Source organism: Bacillus sp. NTK071, assembly GCF_017303315.1.
Lineage (GTDB): Bacteria > Bacillota > Bacilli > Bacillales > Guptibacillaceae > Guptibacillus.
The window spans coordinates 75,814-91,218 of sequence record NZ_JAFKOI010000004.1; the positions used below are offsets into that span (position 1 = coordinate 75,814).

General features: G+C 40.2%; 16 protein-coding genes and 2 pseudogenes. 3 read left to right on the plus strand and 15 right to left on the minus strand.

Annotated features, from left to right (window positions below):
- Positions 1-65: 65 nt before the first annotated feature.
- The 14 genes and pseudogenes from JI666_RS09360 to JI666_RS09425 form a co-directional block, all read right to left on the minus strand.
- Entirely contained in the window at positions 66-581 is a 516-nt protein-coding gene (locus tag JI666_RS09360; RefSeq protein ID WP_206891121.1) for a CBO0543 family protein, read from the minus strand.
- Positions 582-959: 378 nt separating this feature from the next.
- Positions 960-1,190 carry a DUF3953 domain-containing protein gene (locus tag JI666_RS09365; RefSeq protein WP_286170698.1) on the minus strand — a complete coding sequence of 77 codons (231 nt, stop codon included), beginning with the start codon at positions 1,188-1,190 and terminating at the stop codon, positions 960-962.
- Between the two features lie 249 nt (positions 1,191-1,439).
- On the minus strand, positions 1,440-2,225 hold the full coding sequence (locus JI666_RS09370; RefSeq protein ID WP_206891125.1) for an SDR family oxidoreductase: 786 nt from the start codon (positions 2,223-2,225) through the stop codon (positions 1,440-1,442).
- Positions 2,226-2,674: 449 nt separating this feature from the next.
- Positions 2,675-3,094, minus strand: a complete 420-nt coding sequence (locus JI666_RS09375; protein ID WP_206891126.1) for a universal stress protein — start codon at positions 3,092-3,094, stop codon at positions 2,675-2,677.
- A gap of 319 nt (positions 3,095-3,413) precedes the next feature.
- Positions 3,414-4,757 carry a GH1 family beta-glucosidase gene (locus JI666_RS09380; protein WP_206891128.1) on the minus strand — a complete coding sequence of 448 codons (1,344 nt, stop codon included), beginning with the start codon at positions 4,755-4,757 and terminating at the stop codon, positions 3,414-3,416.
- Between the two features lie 36 nt (positions 4,758-4,793).
- Positions 4,794-5,816, minus strand: a complete 1,023-nt coding sequence (locus JI666_RS09385; protein WP_206891130.1) for a LacI family DNA-binding transcriptional regulator — start codon at positions 5,814-5,816, stop codon at positions 4,794-4,796.
- Positions 5,817-5,879: 63 nt separating this feature from the next.
- On the minus strand, positions 5,880-6,719 hold the full coding sequence (locus JI666_RS09390) for a carbohydrate ABC transporter permease (protein WP_206891131.1): 840 nt from the start codon (positions 6,717-6,719) through the stop codon (positions 5,880-5,882).
- A gap of 3 nt (positions 6,720-6,722) precedes the next feature.
- Positions 6,723-7,622, minus strand: a complete 900-nt coding sequence (locus tag JI666_RS09395) for a carbohydrate ABC transporter permease (protein WP_414635137.1) — start codon at positions 7,620-7,622, stop codon at positions 6,723-6,725.
- A 123-nt stretch (positions 7,623-7,745) separates the two neighbouring features.
- Entirely contained in the window at positions 7,746-9,020 is a 1,275-nt protein-coding gene (locus JI666_RS09400) for an ABC transporter substrate-binding protein (protein ID WP_206891133.1), read from the minus strand.
- Between the two features lie 320 nt (positions 9,021-9,340).
- Positions 9,341-9,511, minus strand: coding sequence for a hypothetical protein (locus tag JI666_RS09405; RefSeq protein WP_206891134.1), 171 nt, complete (start codon positions 9,509-9,511; stop codon positions 9,341-9,343).
- A gap of 212 nt (positions 9,512-9,723) precedes the next feature.
- Positions 9,724-10,185: pseudogene (locus JI666_RS09410) on the minus strand (hypothetical protein).
- A gap of 2 nt (positions 10,186-10,187) precedes the next feature.
- Positions 10,188-10,977 (minus strand): annotated as a pseudogene (locus JI666_RS09415) (hypothetical protein).
- A 211-nt stretch (positions 10,978-11,188) separates the two neighbouring features.
- Complete coding sequence (locus tag JI666_RS09420; RefSeq protein ID WP_206891135.1) at positions 11,189-11,710, minus strand: GNAT family N-acetyltransferase; 522 nt, start codon at positions 11,708-11,710, stop codon at positions 11,189-11,191.
- Positions 11,711-11,769: 59 nt separating this feature from the next.
- A complete protein-coding gene (locus tag JI666_RS09425; RefSeq protein WP_206891137.1) occupies positions 11,770-11,961 on the minus strand; it encodes a hypothetical protein in 192 nt (63 codons plus the stop codon).
- Between the two features lie 225 nt (positions 11,962-12,186).
- Between JI666_RS09425 and JI666_RS09430 the strand changes: the two genes are divergently transcribed.
- The 3 genes from JI666_RS09430 (at position 12,187) to JI666_RS09440 (ending at position 14,421) form a co-directional block, all read left to right on the plus strand.
- A complete protein-coding gene (locus JI666_RS09430; protein WP_206891138.1) occupies positions 12,187-12,780 on the plus strand; it encodes a cupin domain-containing protein in 594 nt (197 codons plus the stop codon).
- 384 nt (positions 12,781-13,164) lie between these two features.
- A complete protein-coding gene (locus JI666_RS09435; RefSeq protein ID WP_206891140.1) occupies positions 13,165-13,941 on the plus strand; it encodes a sulfite exporter TauE/SafE family protein in 777 nt (258 codons plus the stop codon).
- 183 nt (positions 13,942-14,124) lie between these two features.
- A complete protein-coding gene (locus JI666_RS09440; RefSeq protein ID WP_206891142.1) occupies positions 14,125-14,421 on the plus strand; it encodes a hypothetical protein in 297 nt (98 codons plus the stop codon).
- An 89-nt stretch (positions 14,422-14,510) separates the two neighbouring features.
- Here JI666_RS09440 and JI666_RS09445 read toward each other — a convergent pair whose 3' ends face one another.
- On the minus strand, positions 14,511-15,344 hold the full coding sequence (locus JI666_RS09445) for a cupin domain-containing protein (protein WP_206891144.1): 834 nt from the start codon (positions 15,342-15,344) through the stop codon (positions 14,511-14,513).
- Positions 15,345-15,405: the final 61 nt, after the last annotated feature.

Consider the following 15,405-nt stretch of genomic DNA (forward strand, 5'->3'; position numbering starts at 1 on the left):
CTAATAGTAGAAAAACTGGTACGGATAAAACATCTCGAATAACCATAAAGTATCTAACCCCTTTATTATTTTAGACTGTCTAATGGGAAGGGAAAAAAGATGTAAAACAAGATAGCTATTAGAATAGAGATGATGATTGCTCTTACTGGATTTCTATAATGAATATAAATCACAATAAACAAGAGAAGATTTAACGGAATGTTAAGCCAACCGTTCCATCCATTATCATATACGTACAAACCCTTATAGGCGAAAAGGGTAATTAGAGCTGTATAAAATCCTGCCCATATCCCTATGTAACTCAACTGCTTTATTCTAGTTTCTGGGAAACGCTGCAAATAGATGATAAGACCTACTGGGCAGATAAAAAAAGTAAATGCCATATTAATAATAGAATGGTTCAACCATTCTGCCGTAACCCCTCTAAATGCCCATAAGGTATGGTTATAGTAGAGGAAATTATATGTAAGATTCCCACCTATGAAAAAGAGAATAGTGGAATACTGTTTCTTCCATTGTGACCAGTCTATAAATTTATAAGCAAAAAAGATCCAAACAACGATCACGAATAATAAATACATAGTTGCTCCACCTCAATTGGATTAAGTACTAGCATTATAGACGCCTCTTGAATTTTCTATACTCTATGAAAGTCTATTTGCTCGTCGTTTACCCGTGTTATGAGCTCTTCTGAAAGAAGTAAGAGGAATAATAGATATCTGACATGAGAGATCGGTACAATATCTATGTTTAATTGATTCATTTCTCATTTCGAATCTACCCTTAAACCATATGGAGGAAAGATATGTTTACAATTAAGCCGTTAGAATGGGGTGTGTATTAGCAGAAGAAATGAATGAAGACTTTTACCTTCGTGAACCACGTTACATTCAGTTGGAAGTTACTTTGTAATTTAAGAAAGAGGATCAGGTACGTTCCTGGCCCTCTTTTTCGATATGCTAATTTAATAATACCCCTTCCATTGATACAAACAATATTAATAGGAAAGCACCTACTAATAACAACCCCTTCGTTTTTCGTTCTTTTTGAAATTCTTCTATTCCCATGACCAGCATCAGTATACTTAAGAAAAACATCATAAGAGGCAAAAGATCACCATGTTTTGTAATTAGTACATAAACACTTATTGAAAAAGTTATAATCGATAAAACCATGCGTAATACCTTCAATGAAACCCTTCCTTTCTTCAAACATTTAAATACCAATTCTTTCAAAGCTCTCGCGCCCATAGGGTTGCTCGCCTGGCCTTATGTTACTTAATGAGTTGCAGGACTGAATCACGAGAACCGCTCCCAACGACTCAAAAAAAGTGCCTGTCCCTAACATGCTACTAATGTAGCATGTTTATGGCCAGGCACTGATTGAGTTTATTCACAAAATGTATCTTTTACTGTTTTTAATTGATGATAGTAGTGAGATTAAATTTCCATCTCCCAACGCTCTTGTTGCGTTTTCTTCAACTGCTCTTCTGTTTCCTTCGGATGAACCGTACGGAATTTATGATGATCCGCAGGAATAATTTCAATCATTTTGTTAATCATATCCTCTGGATCAAACAAATCATTTAACCCTGCATCCTGCTTCTCCATTTCTTCTTTTGGTGTAAAGTTCTTCTCTTCATCGAACCATTTCCACTTTTCTTCTGCACTTCGTTTATTGAAGCCAGTATCATATGCACCAGGGTTAATGGTCGCCACTTGCACACCAAATTCCTTCAGCTCTCCTTGCATTGTCTGCGCAATGCCTTCAAGCGCATGTTTCGTCGCCGTGTACGGTCCAACGAACGGCGTTGCTGAAATACCTGCCATCGAGCTCATAAAGACAATCTTCCCACTACGTTTCTCCACAAATTTCTGCGCAGCGATCTGGGCTGTTTCAAGTGTTGCAAACACATTCACTTCGAATAAAGCGCGAATGCGGTCCATCGGCACTTCACTAAGTGGTCCACCTTCATTAAGAGCAGCATTTGCTACAAAAATATCAAAATCATATTTTCTAATCTGCTCTCGGTCTCGCTCATTCGTAATATCGAGCTTGAAAACTTCTATGTCCAAGTCCTGCTCACGAGCTTCTCTCAGCAAATCAGTTTTTTGTGACGTTAATTCGGTCGTCGCAATAATCTTATGTCCTTTTTTCGCAAGACCAAGAGAAGCACCTCTCGCAAGTCCGCTTCCTGCACCTGTAATAAAAATCGTTTTACCCATTTGAATTTCCTCCAATCGATTCAATAGCTATGTAAGTTTCTTCCCAAGAGAATCGAATCTAAAACACAGAATGGAATTTATAGATTCTTACAAAAAATAATCAGAGGATAGAACCTGTTAGCTACAATTCAACTCATGATAACGTGTGTTTATAGTCGCTGCTTTTATTCGATGCTTTTTCATTTCGTTGACCATTTTTTCCGTATTCCGCTCTATTTTAATCGATCAACTCAAGATCTTAGGGGGGTGAACCTCCCATTACAGAGGTTTACCACTATTTATTGGCCAAGTTAGAGATATATTGGCCAAATCACGTTTTTATTGGCTAAATTCGGATTATATTGGACAAATTCTCATTTTATTAGCTAACAAGAATAATTCTTATATCCGTAAAAGCCTCTTAAAAAGAAAAGAGAACTTTCGCTTGAGAAAGTTCTCTCTTTTTGCTTTTATTTTACAATCAATACTGGACAATTGGCTCGTTTCGCAACCTTGTGACTGACACTACCCAGCACAAACTCCTGCAATCCATTCAGTCCACGGCTTCCGATGATGACGATGTCAAACTGGTTATCATTTGCATACTTCACAATAACTGGTCCTGGTTCTCCACGTAACACTTTTAGTTCATAAGTAACACCTGCATCTTTTGCAATTCGCTCAACTTCACTCACCTGGTCTTTACGCGAATCATTTACATCGACTGCATGCCAATGAGTGAGAACATCACTTTTCGCTCGATCGACATCTACAACATACACAACCTCGAGCTTAGAACCTTCTGAACATTTCGCGATATTAACAGCATTTTCTGCTGCTCGCTTCGAATGTTGTGAGCCATCGGTAGCTAGTAAGATCTTTTGATACATAGTGGTTGCCCCCCTATCAATGTGATCCAAGCTTATTCGCTAACTTCCCTACTAATTCGGTACTATCCTCGTTTAACCCTGTTACGTTCACTTTTTTCCATTTGATTTAAACTTAGAAACGATTTTGTCCACCGCTGCAACGGCAGAATCGTCCCATATATGTGATAATACGGTGCCTGTCACCACCCGGTTTAGCTCGAACTATGTCGAAAGGAATTCGTCTTAGAATAGACAAAGAAGGACTTCACATAGTGAAGTCCTTCCTTTCGATCAGCAATGCCTGGCAACGTTTGCTGGATGAATCAGAAACGTCTTTCCCTTAAATCTCAAACCAACCGTTTGTAATCGTCTGTCTATACCAATAATAACTGTCCTTAGGTGTCCGCTCGAACGTGCGGTAGTTAACATGAATAATCCCGAAGCGCTTTTCGTATCCAAATGCCCACTCGAAATTATCGAGTAGCGACCATACGATGTAGCCTTTAATTGGTACACCCGATTGGATGGCACGGTGTAATGCTGTTAGATGCTGCTTCAAGTAGTCAACGCGTTCCTTGTCATGAACTCTTCCGTCTTCTACTTCATGGTTGTAGCAAGCACCGTTCTCTGTAATATAGATTGGCACATCGCCATATGTTTGGTGAAGATCCGTCAGCACATTGTAGAAGCCGTCGGAATAGATAGGCCAGCCGATATCTGTCTTACGATAATCAAGTGGAATCTCTTCTACTTCAAAAAGCCCTTCGCCTTTCTTGTAACGCCCAAGGCTTCCTGTGTAATAATTGATTCCCATGAAATCAATCGGCTGTGAAATCAGTTCAAAATCGCCATCTTCTAGTTTCAGCTTCGCGTTATGATCTTCGAAAATCGAGATTAATTTCTCAGGATATGATCCTTTGAAGACAGGATCCATGAACCATTCTTTCTGCCACATCATCCCTCGCTTACATGCGTCGATATCTTCTTGCTTATTACTGAACGGCTCTAACCAACCTGTATTAGGGGCGTAACCGATTTCACCCTCAGGTAGAAGCTCTCTGAACGATTGCACCGCTCTTCCGTGAGCAACCATAAGATGATGCGCAACGTCAACACCAGCTTGTAAGTCTGTTTTGCCTGGCGCATGAACGCCTAAGTAGTTTGATAGAAAGGAAGCACACCACGGTTCATTAATGGTAATCCATTTCGAAACTTTGTCACCGAATTCCTTAAACATCGCAACTGAATATTCGTTAAACGCATCAATCGTTTCACGGTTCTCCCAGCCGCCTTTATCTTGAAGAACCTGAGGAAGATCCCAGTGGTAAAGGGTGATCATCGGTTCAATGCCATTCTCGATCAGCTCATCAATTAGATTCTGGTAGTACGCTACACCCTTTGGATTAAGCTCGCCTCTTCCTTCAGGCATAACACGAGGCCATGAAATAGAGAAACGATAAAGGTCAACACCAAGCTTCTTTAGATGCTGAACATCTTCTTTATAGAGGTGATAGCTATTGCAAGCCTCATCGCCATGGTCGCCGTTATTCACATTACCTGGAGCATGAGAGAACGTATCCCAAATGGATGGCGATCTGCCATCTTCGTTCGCAGCTCCTTCAATTTGATAAGAAGCAGTTGCCGCTCCCCATTTAAGTGTTTCTGGAAATTGAATAGTTGTCATGTTTGTAACCTCCTGTAGTAGAAAGCAGGAGCCCTCTTACCTTTCTATACTAGATGAGCGAATGACGAGTTCAGGGTCTACCTTCACTGGGTGGATCTCAACGTTTCCTCGTATTAAATCATCCAGCATATAGGCAGCGAGCTTTCCTAGCTTTTGCTTATCCTGTTTCACAGTCGTAAGAGGTGGATCACTGTAGCGACAAGATTCGATATCATCACAACCGATTAGCTGAATATCTTCTGGAACCTTCACACCATGTTCCTTCATCGCTTTCAACGCACCGAGCGCCATCATATCAGAAGCGGCGAACACAGCTTCCGGCCATTCATCTCCCTGAAGAATTTTCTTCATTGCATGGTAACCGCTTTCTTCAAAGAAATCACCATAGTGAACCCACTCTTCATTCAAAGGAAGACCGAACTGCTTCATCGCTTCGATGAACCCTTCGTTTCGGATGCTAGAAACAAGCGAATCTTGTTTTCCACCAATGTACGCGACCTTTTTTACTTTATTTAAGTAGAAATTCTCAACGACCTTCATGCCAATCTTGGCATTGTCTGTCATAATATAACTAGAATTTGGTCCTTCTAGTTTTAAATCAATTCCAATACACGGAATATGACTTTCTGCAATTTCGCAAACAGCTTCTTCAATTTCATCACCGGCAATGATCAAGCAACCATCCACATGGAAATGCTTGGATCGTTCCAAATATTTGCTTTCCCCTTGATAGAACTTCTCGTTTGAGAAGAGTAGGAGATCGTAACCGAGCGCTCCTACTGCTTTTTTAAACGAGTTCACCACTTCATTAAAGAAGGGGTGCTTGAAATCGACGTTGATTTTACCTGCATAAATCAGTCCGATTAAGTTCGATTTCTTAGTAGCCAGTGATTTAGCTGAAAAAGTTGGCTGGTATTTCGTATCTTCAATGATTTTATATACTTTCTGACGAGTGGCCTCGCTGATCCCACCGTAATTATTCATGATTTTTGATACAGTAGCTGGAGATACGCCTGCCATTCTAGCGATATCTCTAATCGTTAAATTCATAGCTTTCATCTCCTTAGCAATATCGCTAACGTTTATCTTTTATTGTATCAAAATACAGTGGGAGCCACGCGATTATTTAACTGAACCTTCCGTAATACTTGAAATAAACCACTTGTTGAAAATAAGGAAAATAACAATCAATGGAACCGTTGCCCAGAATACGCCTGATAGAAGCATACCGAAATCGACTCGGAACGCATTGTTGAGAGAAGCCAGTGCAACCTGTAGCGTGTATGAAGAAGGATCACGCAGAACAGTGAACTGCCATAGGAATTCTCCCCACACTAGTGTGAAGACGATAATACCTAGCGTTGCAAAAGCAGGCTTAATAATTGGAAGGACAATACTCCAATAGATTCTGAAGTTCGAACAGCCATCAAGCTTCGCTGCTTCAATTAACTCATCTGGAACAGATTCACTGATATATTGACGCATCAAGAAGATCCCAAGCGGATTGAGTAGGAATAAGATTCCCGCTCCCATTAACGTATCAAGCCAGCCCAGTTGGGAAACGAGATAGTACTGTGGAATCAATCCCAGTTGAGGCGGAATAACCATTGTTAATAGAATCAAGATGAATAGAAAGTTTTTACCAGGGAATGTGAATTTGGCAAATGCAAATCCAGCTAGCGAACTGATAACGAGAACAGCCGCGGTTACAACTGTACAAAGTAGAATCGTGTTCCACATCGCCTGGAAGAACGGAATCGTATCGAGCACTTTCTGGAAGTTCTCTACGAGCTTTCCACCCGGTAACAATGTCGGCGGAATCGAGTTATAAGCAGCACTCGGCTGTGTAGCCATCACAAACATCCAGTAAAATGGAAAAAGAGAAAAGAGGGAAGTGAAAATTAAGATTAGATAGATCGGCAACGTGCCAGCTTTGGATTGATTCTTACGTTTTTGTTTCATGCCTTACGCTCCTCTCTTTTTCTTACTGCCAAGTCCTGATGTTAACCAAGTATTAATTGCAGCAGCACCAATAATGATAATAAGTAGCAATACTGCTGTAGCAGATGCTGTTCCGAATGAACCAAGATTAAATGCATCACGGTACAGATACATAACAACCGTCATCGCTTCATCACGGCTAAATGCAGATGAACCTAAGAATACTGTTGGTTCCGCAAATAGTTGAAGTGCTCCGACTGTTGACATGAACACTGTTAGTAGGATGAATGGTTTTAACAAAGGAATTGTAATGTAGATGAACTGCTCCACTTTGCTAGCTCCATCAATCGTAGCTGCTTCATATAAGTCTTTCGAAATACTTTGTAAACCAGCAAGATAGATAATCGTGTTATAGCCTACCCAGCGCCAGAATACCATGAGAGCAATGGCAATTTTCGCTCCCCATTCAGACGTTTTCCAGCTCACCGGATCTACTCCGAACAAGCCAATCACGTAGTTCGCCAGTGCTGTTTCATTACTACTAAAGAAAACACCGAATACAAGGGCAACTGCAACCATAGACGTAATGTACGGCATGAAGATTGTTACCCTGAAGAAATTTGTGAACCGGATAACGGCCAGGTTAAGGAAATATGCAAGAACAATACCTACAATTAACTGTGGGGCCGTCCCCATTAAGCCGATGATGACCGTGTTGTATAAGGACTTCCAGAATAATGGATCCTGTAGAACGACAGCAAAGTTGCTAAGACCAATAAACTCCATTTCGCCAAGACCGTTCCACTCTTGAAAAGCAAGAACGATACTGAACGCGGCTGGGTATAAGCCAATGATCCCAAACACAATAAAGAATGGTGCAACATATAGATAGCCTGAAATCATATCTTTCGTCTTTTCAGACATTTTACTAGCTTTGGTTGTTGAACGAGCTTTCGATTGCTTCTGCACATCCTCCAAAGAATTAACCTCCCCAAAAGTTAAAGGCCGGAAGAGTTATCCCCCGCCAGCCTTTAATCAGCTTCATGATTATCGTTTGACTAACCCTTCAATACGCTTAACAGCTTCTTTCCATTCTTTCTCAGGATCTCCGCCTTCTTGTACGTTTCGTAGTGCTGTTAACACTTCATTATTAACCGTTACGTACTTCGGTCCTTTATAGACAGCAGGAATTTCTTTCGCAGCTTCTGCGAATGTAGCAGCTGTATTTTGACCGCCGAAGTACTCATCCGAATTATTGACGAATTCATCCATTTCATATACGGATGGAGCAGATGGGAAAAGACCACTTTCTTCAAATGACTTCAACTGATTCTCAGGAGAAACAAGCCATTTCGCAAACTCATAGGCTTCTTCGCTATGCTCTGTTTCTGCTGGAATCGCGACGTAAGATCCACCCCAGTTACCAGCGAACTCACTAGGTAGTGTCGCTACGCGCCAGTTTCCTTTCCCTTCTGGAGCATTCTCCGTCATATATCCTTTTAACCATGCTGGAGCCATTTCGACAGCGAAATCACCTTTGTTAAGAGCTGATGCCCATTCAGGCGTCCACATTTCATAATTTCCTACATACCCTTGCTCATAGAGTGATACCGCATAGTCGTAAGCTTTTTTAACTTCATTACCTTCTTCACCAATGATCAATTCATTGTCTTTATTGAAGTAACTTTCCTGCAATGCATCCATGTTCGCACGGTATGCCATTTCCATGCTATCGACCATAGGCTTGCCTGTCTCATCAAGTACTTTCTTCGCAGCCTCTTCTAATTGTTTCGGTGATGAAACGGTTTCATTTACCTTCTCAGGTTCTGTCGGTAAATTCGCTTCTTCAAAAACGTCAACGTTGTAATACATGGCTTTCGGACCGATATCCGTTGGAAGACCGAATAAGAATTCGCCGTCTGTGCTTTCAGCCATATTCCATTTCCAGTCAAGGTAATCACCTTGAACTTCTTCTGCTCCAAGGTCATATAAGTTCAAAAAGCGTTCTTGTGCTTCACGGTAACGATCAAGCTGATCAACTTCGATCATTGCTAGATCTGGAGCTCCAGTACCTGCAGAAATGGATGTGAATAAACTGTTGTGGTGATCTCCTAACTCAGAAGTCTTCACGTTAATTTCTACATCTGGATTTTTTTTCTCGTACTCTTCGGCTAGTGACTCATAGTTCGTAGCTCCAAACGTCCAAAAATTCAATGTTACCTTGCCATCGTCTGATGACTCATCTCCGCCTCCGCCACAAGCGGCAAGCAACAACGCTGAACTAAGTGACAGTGCAGCAAGTAAATTCTTTTTGATCTTCATCTAAAATCCCCTCCAATAATGTAATAGACACCATATACTAACCCGCCTATTTGAGTAAAGAAACCGGTTTCGTAAATCAGCAAAAAAATAGCCGAATTGGTTCGTTAGATATGATTTAATCACAAGATGTATCCGATTTCAATAGGGAATATGTAAATTTTCTTAAATTTCAACAAATGTTTAGTAAACCGGTTTCGTTGATGAAACCTTCTTTCCGAATGAGGGATGAACGATATTTAAATAGGAGAAACCTTATAAGATAAGCTTACTCCCCAATAGTTAACAACGTATTAAACGGTTGTTCTCTCCCCTTATAGTCGTTACCACGATGTGAAAAATAGTTTCAGAAAAATAACGCAACAGTTTGAGGTTTTTTCTTGTTTCGTTAGTTTTCTCTTTCGCGCTCCTAACTCTTTCCAATAATCCATATAAGAAGCTTCGAGTTCTCTTCTTATGTCGATAAGTTGTCCAAAGTGTTCTTGTTGATTCATGTGATCGCACCCTCCCTTTTAGTTCGTAGTATTGATGATTGAAAGAGGATCTATGCGATTAGTATCTGATATTGTCCAGAGTTGAGGTTCAACTCGTCCATTTCCAAAATGGCCCTTATCCATATTTCTTTTCTTCTTAAGGGTGATAGAACATAGAGTCACAGCGAGTGCCTGTCACTACCCGCTTTTGCTCGAATCATGTCGAACTCCCTTTATCTACTTACCTTAGCTAATCCTAAGGCAAAATGCTCCCAGAGTATTTTTTCGACAGCTTCTCCTTTTGTTTGGTCACATTCAACGATGAGTATAACTTAGGATTGTTTCCCTTTTAATCTAAGCTTTTTCTTATTGGTCTTTAAGATCATAAACAATCGAATTATAAACCCGATAATAAATCCACCAACAGCACCGATTAACCCCCAATAGATCGGTCCCCAGTTTAGTTTAAAACCAATGCTAGCAGTAATTACTGCAAATACTGTTGCTAATGACATAGCGATATCAATGAGAGAGATTCCGTCTGACCGATGCATTGTATCGAAGATCTTCCTAGTTTCTTCTCGATTATCAAGTGGCACTGCGTATATTTGTTCGCTGTGAATGCCGATTTTCTCTAAATTTGAAATGGCGATTTCTAAGAAGACATGATTCTCAAAAGTTGAAAAGATCTGCATACTCATATCATCTTTTTTCCTTTCAGTATGCGAAATGTTCTTGCTTGATAATGGTTCTTAAGAAAACGTCTTTGTTCTTTTTCATAGAGCTTATTGTTCTCTACTGTATTCATATAGGCGTCGAAGATAGCGAAACCATACAAAGAAGGAAACATGAGGAACCATTCAGGTTCAAGAACGTTAGTCGCTTTTTGAATATCTCCTAAGAAAAGCAGGGATACGCCTTCTAACATGTGAGAGTAATAAAAGAAAACCACACTCCAAATGATAACAACAAAGGCAGAAACGATCCTATGAATGTATAATTGCCCCAACCCCGGCATAAACAACGACCATAAAGCAGCTAATAAAGGATTTCTTTTATCCAAATAATTGATTTCTAAAGCACCTATACTGAACGAGTTAATTGCATGATCCTCTCGTTCGCATAGAATATATACGTTATTCAAATCAACCGTTGTACGGTAACTATCCCATATGGCGAAAATATAGACTGGTATATAAATTAAGAAGCCAACGAGTATCTAATACTTCTTTGGCCATTGAAATGTTTCCCTGAAAAGAATAAATCATTGCTTGATTGACATGCGCTCTTAAATTTATGACAACTTCCCATCCAAGAAGAAGGAATCCTCTAAGGTACTTAGATAACAGCAAATGACCGAATCCAGGGAAGGCTGCCGACCACCATGCGATTACGTATGGATTTCTCAAATGAATTTGGGTCGTTCCAAGAATACTAACATAAGCCTTATACCTTCTTGCAGTGTTATCGTTCTTATAGTTATCCAATAAAAGTCCATCCTCATGCATTCAATGATACTTCTATTTTTTCCATCCATATGCACATTTATTAAAAATCTTTGAAATGATACATTAGTGCCTGTCACCACCCGCTTTAGCTCGAATGTTGTCGAACGACAGTGCCCCCGATTCTCTCAAAAAAAGAAGCATTTCAATTCGTAATGAATTAAAATGCCACTCACTCTAAGTAAGCTTTCTATCAGAAATATTTTTCCATTCGAATGTCAGACCACATTCGGTCTTGCCAGTATGTAAAGTTTTCTACCCTCGCAATTTCCTTGTACCCTAATTTCTGATAGAGCGCCTGCGCCGTTGTATTAAATTCAAAAACGCCCAGTTCAATGCGATGAAAGCCCTCTTGCTTGATTTGCTTTTCTAAGAATTCAATCGCTAGGCGCCCTATTCCTTTACCCCTGGCCGCTGGTTCTCCAATTGTAATTCCAATCCAGGCGGTTCCAGGCTCTTCCTTGAAGAGATGTGGCGGATCAATCATGTAATTCATTTCTCCGATCAACTCATGATCCATATAAATTTGGAATAGCTCCTGATATTTAAGACGTTCCTGAATTCCGTCTAGCGTAATCGTCTCATCTCGTTCTAATTCCTCTTTATTTTTGTTAGGGCGAATCAATGGAATCAACGCTGTATCGTTTTCCCATCGATTCAACACGTCTACAAAAAGAGAAGTTGGTTCGGTTAACTTGATGAACTCAATATTCACGACGTCCTCCTTTCAAAATAAGCCTTTTACTTTCCACGATAGTTGGTTATTGATCTAAATTAACAACCACCGCCACCATCGCCGCCTCCCCCAGAGAAACCTCCAGAGCTATCGCAACCACTAGCACTCTCACTACTTCCTATGTGGTAGGTTGAATGATCCGAGCCTCCTGAAGAACGACGTTTAGATGGTCCTGAAAAGCTAGTTACGATAAAGATGAACACTAGAATAACGATAAACAATCCTATCATCTTCATTCCCCCTTTCTTACTTTTACGTTTAATCAGCTCCTAAAGTTTCATAAAAATGGGATATTGAGGTACAATTCTCGTTTTATTCAATAAGATTTCATTCTCTTCCATCATACAGTTGAACGATACCTTTGCCCTATTCCTTCGAAAATGGACAAGTACCTATTCTTATCCTATTCATTATCATAGGATAATAGAGATGCTATATAGAAAAGAGGAGAACACATGACAAGTCCTGTATCAGGATATATTACTGATAATCGAAACTTAGTAGAGGGTAAGGGCACGCCAAATTTTTTCTATGACATTGAAGACAACCCTATATTTGAAAAAGATCCTGAAAACCTCATCTATCTCTTATCATCCCAACAAATGCCTGCCATGATCGGTGGATCTCTTGGAGATTTGAGGATGTCGAAAGGATCCGTTCGCGAACCTCATTGGCATCCAAATGCTTGGGAATTAGTCTACCTCGCGACGGGCTCTGCGACAGTAGGGATTCTAAATCCGAACAACAATAAATTACTGAAATACAAACTCAGAAAAGCGGGAGAAACCGTCTTTATTCCGATGGGCTATTGGCATTGGATTACAGCAGATTCCGATGATACCCAATTGCTCCTATTCTTCAATAACGATCGATTTCAAACACAAAATGGTTCACCCATGCTTACTCAAACCCCTCTAGAGGTATACGAACGAGCTTATAACATTGATCCAAAAGTAATGAGAAAAGCTTTAGAACCCATTGAAGGAGAGGGCTCAGTCGTGATCGGCCCACCACCTTCTCTTTCAAGGAAAAGAAGAAAGAGACGTTAAAGGGATCTAAACCGACGTCATTTTTGAATAACAAGGCCTTAGGTAAAGAGGTGAATGAACGATACCTGTTCTACCTAAGGTTATTTCTTGTCAAAATTAAACTACATAACAAGTTAATCCTTGCGACGATTAACCAATAAATGTTCAACTTGATCTTCCTTCTCTGAAACTGTCGCTCTAAATTAGAAAAGGAAAACAATAAGTGATTTAACTTTTCATAGCGATTGTTTGCTTCATAAGTGTGACCTGACACCATCTTCTATTATTATTCTCTGTTCACTCACATACCCCATATGGTATAATAACCTAAGTCACCTTAAAACAAAAAAATAAAGTAAATCATACGTACAAAACAGATTTTAGTTAGGATGAGGTGTTACATTTATGGATATAGCCTTTTTATTAACAGTGTTTATCATTGGGTTGGCTGGGTCTTTTATGTCTGGGTTAGTGGGCATAGGTGGCGCAATTATCAACTATCCTATGTTGTTATATATTCCACCATTACTCGGTTTTGATGGATTTAGTGCCCATACTGCAGCTGGAGTTGTGGCTGCGCAGGTGTTAGTAGCATCTTTTGGAGGAGTATACGGGTACCGCAAAGGAAATTACCTTTATAAACCCCTTATTTTATATATGGGGATCGCTGTTTTGATGGGTAGTTTAATCGGTAGTTTTGGTTCACAGTTTTTCTCAGAACAAGTCATTAACTTTGTTTACGGTGTACTGGCTTTAATAGCCGTAGTGATGATGTTCTTACCATCTAACAACAGAAATGCGGAGGAAGAGGAGATCACTTTTAACAAATGGATCGCATCGATTTCTGCATTTATTGTTGGACTTGGTGCTGGTATTGTTGGTGCAGGGGGAGCGTTTCTACTAGTTCCAATTATGCTCGTTGTTCTCCGTATACCAACAAGGGTAACGATAGCTTCTTCTTTAGCCATCACGTTTATCTCCTCAATTGGAGCTGTGACAGGTAAATTATTCTCTGGAGATATCCCGTTCCTTCCAGCAGTTGTGATAGCAGTCGCAAGCATTATTACATCACAGCTGGGAGCAAAAGCTGGGAAGACTATGAACACAAAAATATTGCAAATGATATTAGCCTTATTGATCGGATTAACAGCCATTAAAGTTTGGATAGATATTTTATTCTAACGGCTGATATCATTAAAGAAGGCTTCGAGTATGCTTAGAAATAGAGGTCCAAACCACAGCTGGTTTGGACCTCTTTTATGCTTCTTTTCCCAACCAACATACCCTGATCTGTTTGTTATCTCCTAATAACTCCTCTATAATGATGGACAGACTAATATCGAACGCATCAGAAAGGAGACCAGGATGTATTATCATACGAAAAGGACGACCTGGAGAACATATCTCTTTCTAGTACTAAGCCTTCTAACAACACTTGCAATGTTTCTGATAGACCCAATCTCCAGCAATGCTGGCGAATCTGTTGGCATCTTCATAATGATCTTTATAATCGGTGGATGTGTGCTTTCAACCCTATTAGCTTTCGTCGTATTTAGAACGAGTGAAGAAAAAAAGGGATTAGCAACCATCGCCCTCCTCCTCACGTTATTTAATGTATCGATCGTTATATACTTTCTATGGGTTGGAATACGATTGGCGTAGGACGGTGCCTGTCACCACCCGCTTTTGCTCGAATCATGTCGAATAAAGAAAAGGGGGTCAGGCAACTTGCCAGACCCCCTTTCTACACTCTATCTCACTTTATTCTTACTTTCCTTAAGAAGTTTGGACTCACCTGTGCGTTCCCATTCCTCCACTGTTTCATAAGCTTCTTCTGGAGAGTAGCCTTTCCCTACAAGAACTCCCATTAGAATAAATTCCTGAAGAATGTGTGTAGCATTTATTCCTTTTTTAACATCCTCTAATCCTTCATTCACCAAATATTCTGTGTACCTGACCCACTCATCCGGAGTCTTGCCAAACGCAACTGTATTTCCATTGCCCGGACTGCCATGCCCTTCTTCCTCAGATGCATCCGCTTTGGTTCTATGAACTGTACCAAATGGATGGTTTGGCGGTCCATAAATGGAGTAAAGCTTGAGCGGAACATTTCCTGTATTGATAACATTATGCCAAGTACCAGCAGGTATCAATATCGCAAAATCATCATAAACATTTGCTTCAAAGCTTAAATCATTCTTGTTCTCTCCCATTCGAACAAGCCCCTGGCCCTGTTCAACACGCAAAAATTGATCCACGTTAGGATGCATTTCTAATCCAATATCATCGCCAACATTAATGCTCATTAAAGTAACTTGTAAATGATCCCCAGTCCATATCGCTGTGCGGTACGTATCGTTTTGTATGGTTGCTTCATTAATGTCAAAGACAAAGGGTTTACGTCCGTAATCTTTAATCGGAACCCTTCCAATACCATTAGGGGGGCCATAAGGATGGTATCGGCTTGCCTTCTCTATCTCTTGAGGAGGCCAGTAGGCAGCATCTCCTCCAGTGTGATAAAGCGAGTTATTATCATGGAAAGGACGTTGATATGGATTTTCATACCTATTAGGTCCATAGGACATCTCTCTCAATCCCTTCAAAGTTTCTAAAGGTATGTTATTCACTCAACTACGGGAATGTACC

Coding starts and splice junctions, on each gene's coding strand:
- JI666_RS09385 (WP_206891130.1), bottom strand. CDS start 5,816: ATGAAAGCTATGAATTTAACGATTAGAGATATCGCTAGAATGGCAGGC.
- JI666_RS09400 (WP_206891133.1), bottom strand. CDS start 9,020: ATGAAGATCAAAAAGAATTTACTTGCTGCACTGTCACTTAGTTCAGCG.
- JI666_RS09425 (WP_206891137.1), bottom strand. CDS start 11,961: ATGATAGGATTGTTTATCGTTATTCTAGTGTTCATCTTTATCGTAACT.
- JI666_RS09405 (WP_206891134.1), bottom strand. CDS start 9,511: ATGAATCAACAAGAACACTTTGGACAACTTATCGACATAAGAAGAGAA.
- JI666_RS09395 (WP_414635137.1), bottom strand. CDS start 7,622: ATGTCTGAAAAGACGAAAGATATGATTTCAGGCTATCTATATGTTGCA.
- JI666_RS09375 (WP_206891126.1), bottom strand. CDS start 3,094: ATGTATCAAAAGATCTTACTAGCTACCGATGGCTCACAACATTCGAAG.
- JI666_RS09435 (WP_206891140.1), top strand. CDS start 13,165: ATGGATATAGCCTTTTTATTAACAGTGTTTATCATTGGGTTGGCTGGG.
- JI666_RS09445 (WP_206891144.1), bottom strand. CDS start 15,344: ATGTCCTATGGACCTAATAGGTATGAAAATCCATATCAACGTCCTTTC.
- JI666_RS09380 (WP_206891128.1), bottom strand. CDS start 4,757: ATGACAACTATTCAATTTCCAGAAACACTTAAATGGGGAGCGGCAACT.
- JI666_RS09370 (WP_206891125.1), bottom strand. CDS start 2,225: ATGGGTAAAACGATTTTTATTACAGGTGCAGGAAGCGGACTTGCGAGA.
- JI666_RS09390 (WP_206891131.1), bottom strand. CDS start 6,719: ATGAAACAAAAACGTAAGAATCAATCCAAAGCTGGCACGTTGCCGATC.
- JI666_RS09360 (WP_206891121.1), bottom strand. CDS start 581: ATGTATTTATTATTCGTGATCGTTGTTTGGATCTTTTTTGCTTATAAA.
- JI666_RS09430 (WP_206891138.1), top strand. CDS start 12,187: ATGACAAGTCCTGTATCAGGATATATTACTGATAATCGAAACTTAGTA.
- JI666_RS09440 (WP_206891142.1), top strand. CDS start 14,125: ATGTATTATCATACGAAAAGGACGACCTGGAGAACATATCTCTTTCTA.